Below are 3,733 nucleotides of genomic sequence, written 5' to 3'. Positions count from 1 at the left end.
GCCATACGTTTGGTCAGGGTGGTGATCAGCACACGTTCGTTTTTCTCGACTCGGATGCGGATCTCCTGCAACACGTCATCGACCTGGCTGGTGGCCGGGCGCACTTCCACTTCGGGATCGACCAGGCCAGTGGGGCGCACCAGTTGTTCCACCACCTGGCCGGCGTGGTCTTTTTCCCACTGTGCGGGGGTGGCCGAAACAAACACCACCTGACGCATCTTGGTCTCGAACTCTTCAAACTTGAGCGGCCGGTTGTCCAGCGCACTGGGCAGCCGAAAACCGTATTCCACCAAGGTGGTCTTGCGCGAACGGTCACCGTTGTACATGCCGCCAAACTGACCAATCAGCACATGGGATTCGTCCAGGAACATCAGCGCGTCTTTGGGCAGGTAATCGGTCAGCGTGGCGGGCGGCTCACCGGGGGCTGAACCCGCCAAATGCCGCGAGTAGTTTTCAATACCCTTGCAGTGACCCACTTCGCTGAGCATTTCCAAATCGAACCGGGTGCGCTGCTCCAGGCGCTGCGCCTCCACCAGCTTGCCCTGGCTGACGAACTCTTTCACCCGGTCGCTCAATTCAATTTTGATCGCTTCCACCGCAGACAGCACCTGCTCTCGGGGCGTCACATAATGGCTGCTGGGGTAGACGGTAAAGCGCGGAATCTTCTGCCGGATGCGCCCGGTGAGCGGGTCAAACAGTTGCAGCGATTCGATCTCGTCGTCAAACAACTCCACGCGGATCGCCATTTCGGAATGCTCCGCCGGAAAGATGTCGATGGTGTCACCACGCACCCGAAACGCACCGCGTGAAAAGTCCATGTCATTGCGCTGGTACTGCATGCGCACCAGCTGGGCAATCATGTCGCGCTGGCCCATTTTGTCGCCCGCTCGCAAGGTCATCACCATCTTGTGGTACGCCTCGGGCTGGCCAATACCGTAGATGGCCGAAACGGTGGCGACGATCACCACGTCACGCCGCTCCAGCAGGCTCTTGGTGCAACTCAGGCGCATCTGCTCGATGTGCTCGTTGATGGCGCTGTCTTTCTCTATGAACAAATCGCGCTGCGGCACATAGGCCTCGGGCTGGTAATAGTCGTAATAGCTGACGAAGTACTCCACCGCATTTTTTGGGAAAAACTCGCGGAACTCGCTGTAGAGCTGCGCCGCCAACGTTTTGTTGGGTGCAAAAACAATCGCAGGCCGCCCCAGCCGCGCAATCACATTGGCCATGGTGAAGGTCTTGCCCGAACCGGTCACCCCCAGCAGGGTCTGGAACACTTCTCCGTCGTTGACACCGGCCACGAGCTGGTTGATCGCCTCGGGTTGGTCCCCGGCGGGTGGGTACGGCTGGTACAGCTCGAATGGCGAATCCGGAAAAGACACAAACCTGCCTGCACCAGCTGGTACATCAGGACGAGGCTCTGCGGGATGAAGGGGCGCTGCCCCAGAGACAGGAGAAGGAGCGGACATGCGTGCGAGACTCATCATTCAAGCTAAACACGCATGTTAGCGGCTATCAAACCGCCGTGCACCTGGCTAAGATTTCGGCGCAGGCTTTTCCAGGGCCGACAGAGGCCCCAGGTGTGGAAATTACTGGGCTGCCTTGTTGTAGTTGGCGATGCCGTCCATGATTTCCTGTTTGGCCGCTTCGGGGCCTTCCCAGCCCAACACCTTGACCCATTTGTTGGCTTCCAAATCCTTGTAATGCTCAAAAAAGTGTGCAATGGTCTTCAGGCGCACCGGGCTCAGGTCATCCGGCTTCTGCCAGCGCGTATACAAAGACAATATCTTGTCGATCGGCACTGCCAGCACCTTGTTATCGGTACCAGCCTCGTCTTCCATCTTCATCATGCCAATGGCACGGCAAGTCACCACCACGCCCGGAATCAGCGGCACCGGAGTCACCACCAGCACGTCCACCGGGTCACCGTCGCCACTGATGGTTTGCGGCACATAACCGTAGTTGGTCGGGTAATGCATGGCCGTGCTCATGAAACGGTCAACAAAAATGGCATGGGTTTCATGGTCAACCTCATACTTCACCGGGTCAGCGTTCATCGGGATTTCGATGATCACATTGAATTGATCGGGTACTTTGGAACCGGGTGTGACGTTGTCTAAGGACATTTGGATCTCTTTGGTTTGAGTTAAATCAGGAACAGTCAGGATTAACCCTGATTTTACTTAACTGCCACTTACGCCACGCTGAAATGTCATATTTCAGCGGTACAGTTGCCCTGTTGGCCAATCGCTCTTGTCACACACTCGGGGTGTCATTCGGCGAGGAAGCAACGCAGCGGTGGTGCCGCTCGCGTTGCACCACCACCTCGCGAATCAACGACAGGAGATATATCTATGACAGGCAACTCAGCGCTGGTTCTGGCGCTTATTTGCGGGCTCATCGCCGTGGGATACGGTTTTTGGGCACGCAGTTGGATCCTTTCCCAAGATGCGGGCAATGCCCGAATGCAAGAAATCGCCGCAGCCATTCAAACCGGCGCAGCAGCCTATCTGGCTCGACAGTACAAAACCATTGCCATGGTGGGTGTGGTACTGGCGATCCTGATTGGTGTGTTTCTGGACGGCCTGAGCGCCATCGGCTTTGTCGTCGGTGCCGTGCTCTCCGGCGCTTGTGGCTTCATCGGCATGAACGTGTCAGTACGCGCCAATGTGCGTACCGCCCAAGCCGCGACCAAAGGCATTGGCCCGGCGCTTGACGTGGCATTTCGCGGCGGGGCCATCACCGGCATGCTGGTGGTCGGTCTAGGCCTGCTGGGTGTCACCGGTTTCTACTGGTTCCTGGTTGGCAACGGCAACCTGACCCCGGACAAAAATCTGGCCCATTTGCTCAACCCGCTGATCGGTTTTGCTTTTGGCTCCTCTCTGATTTCCATCTTTGCCCGTCTGGGCGGGGGTATCTTTACCAAAGGCGCTGACGTAGGCGCTGACCTGGTGGGCAAGGTGGAAGCCGGCATTCCCGAAGATGACCCACGCAACCCGGCGGTGATTGCTGACAACGTCGGCGACAACGTGGGCGACTGCGCCGGCATGGCCGCCGACCTGTTTGAGACCTATGCCGTCACGCTGATCGCCACCATGGTGCTCGGCGCCCTGATGGTCACCGGCGCTGGCAGCAGCGCCGTGGTCTACCCGTTGGCGCTGGGTGCGGTGTCCATCGTGGCCTCCATCATTGGCTGCTTCTTCGTCAAAGCCTCGCCCGGCATGACCAACGTGATGCCTGCGCTGTACAAAGGTCTGGCCGTAGCAGGCGCACTGTCACTGGTTGCCTTCTTTTTTGTCACCACCTGGCTGATTCCCGACAACGCGATTGCCGCCTCGGGCAGCCAGATGAAGCTGTTTGGGGCCTGCGCCGTCGGCCTGATCCTGACCGCCGCCCTGGTCTGGATCACTGAGTACTACACCGGCACCCAGTACCACCCGGTGCAGCACATTGCTGAAGCCTCCACCACCGGCCACGGCACCAACATCATTGCTGGCCTGGGCGTGTCGATGCGTTCCACCGCCTGGCCTGTGATGTTTGTCTGCGTGGCGATCTACACCGCTTACGCCCTGGCTGGCCTGTATGGCATTGCGATTGCCGCCACCTCCATGCTCAGCATGGCCGGTATTGTGGTGGCGCTGGACGCTTACGGCCCCATCACCGACAACGCTGGGGGTATTGCCGAAATGTCTGAAATGCCCAAGAGTGTGCGTGACATCACCGACCCGCTGGA

At 58.6% G+C, this 3,733-nt stretch carries 3 protein-coding genes; 1 reads left to right on the top strand and 2 read right to left on the bottom strand.

All coding sequences use genetic code 11. From position 1 onward, the window contains the following. On the bottom strand, positions 1-1,469 hold a 1,469-nt coding region (uvrB, locus tag PHW99_RS18315), incomplete at its 3' end, for an excinuclease ABC subunit UvrB (protein WP_300181131.1). Between the two features lie 120 nt (positions 1,470-1,589). After that, on the bottom strand, positions 1,590-2,126 hold the full coding sequence (gene ppa / locus PHW99_RS18310) for an inorganic diphosphatase (protein WP_300181128.1): 537 nt from the start codon (positions 2,124-2,126) through the stop codon (positions 1,590-1,592). A 228-nt stretch (positions 2,127-2,354) separates the two neighbouring features. Here ppa and PHW99_RS18305 point away from each other — a divergent pair. Beyond that, the coding region (locus tag PHW99_RS18305; RefSeq protein ID WP_300181125.1) for a sodium/proton-translocating pyrophosphatase at positions 2,355-3,733 on the top strand (1,379 nt) is incomplete at its 3' end.

Origin of the sequence: Rhodoferax sp., assembly GCF_028689305.1 — a bacterium.
In the GTDB taxonomy this organism is placed as follows: Bacteria; Pseudomonadota; Gammaproteobacteria; order Burkholderiales; family Burkholderiaceae_C; genus Rhodoferax.
Note: the sequence above shows the minus strand (reverse complement) of the source record. Positions and strands in the feature narration are given on the sequence as shown.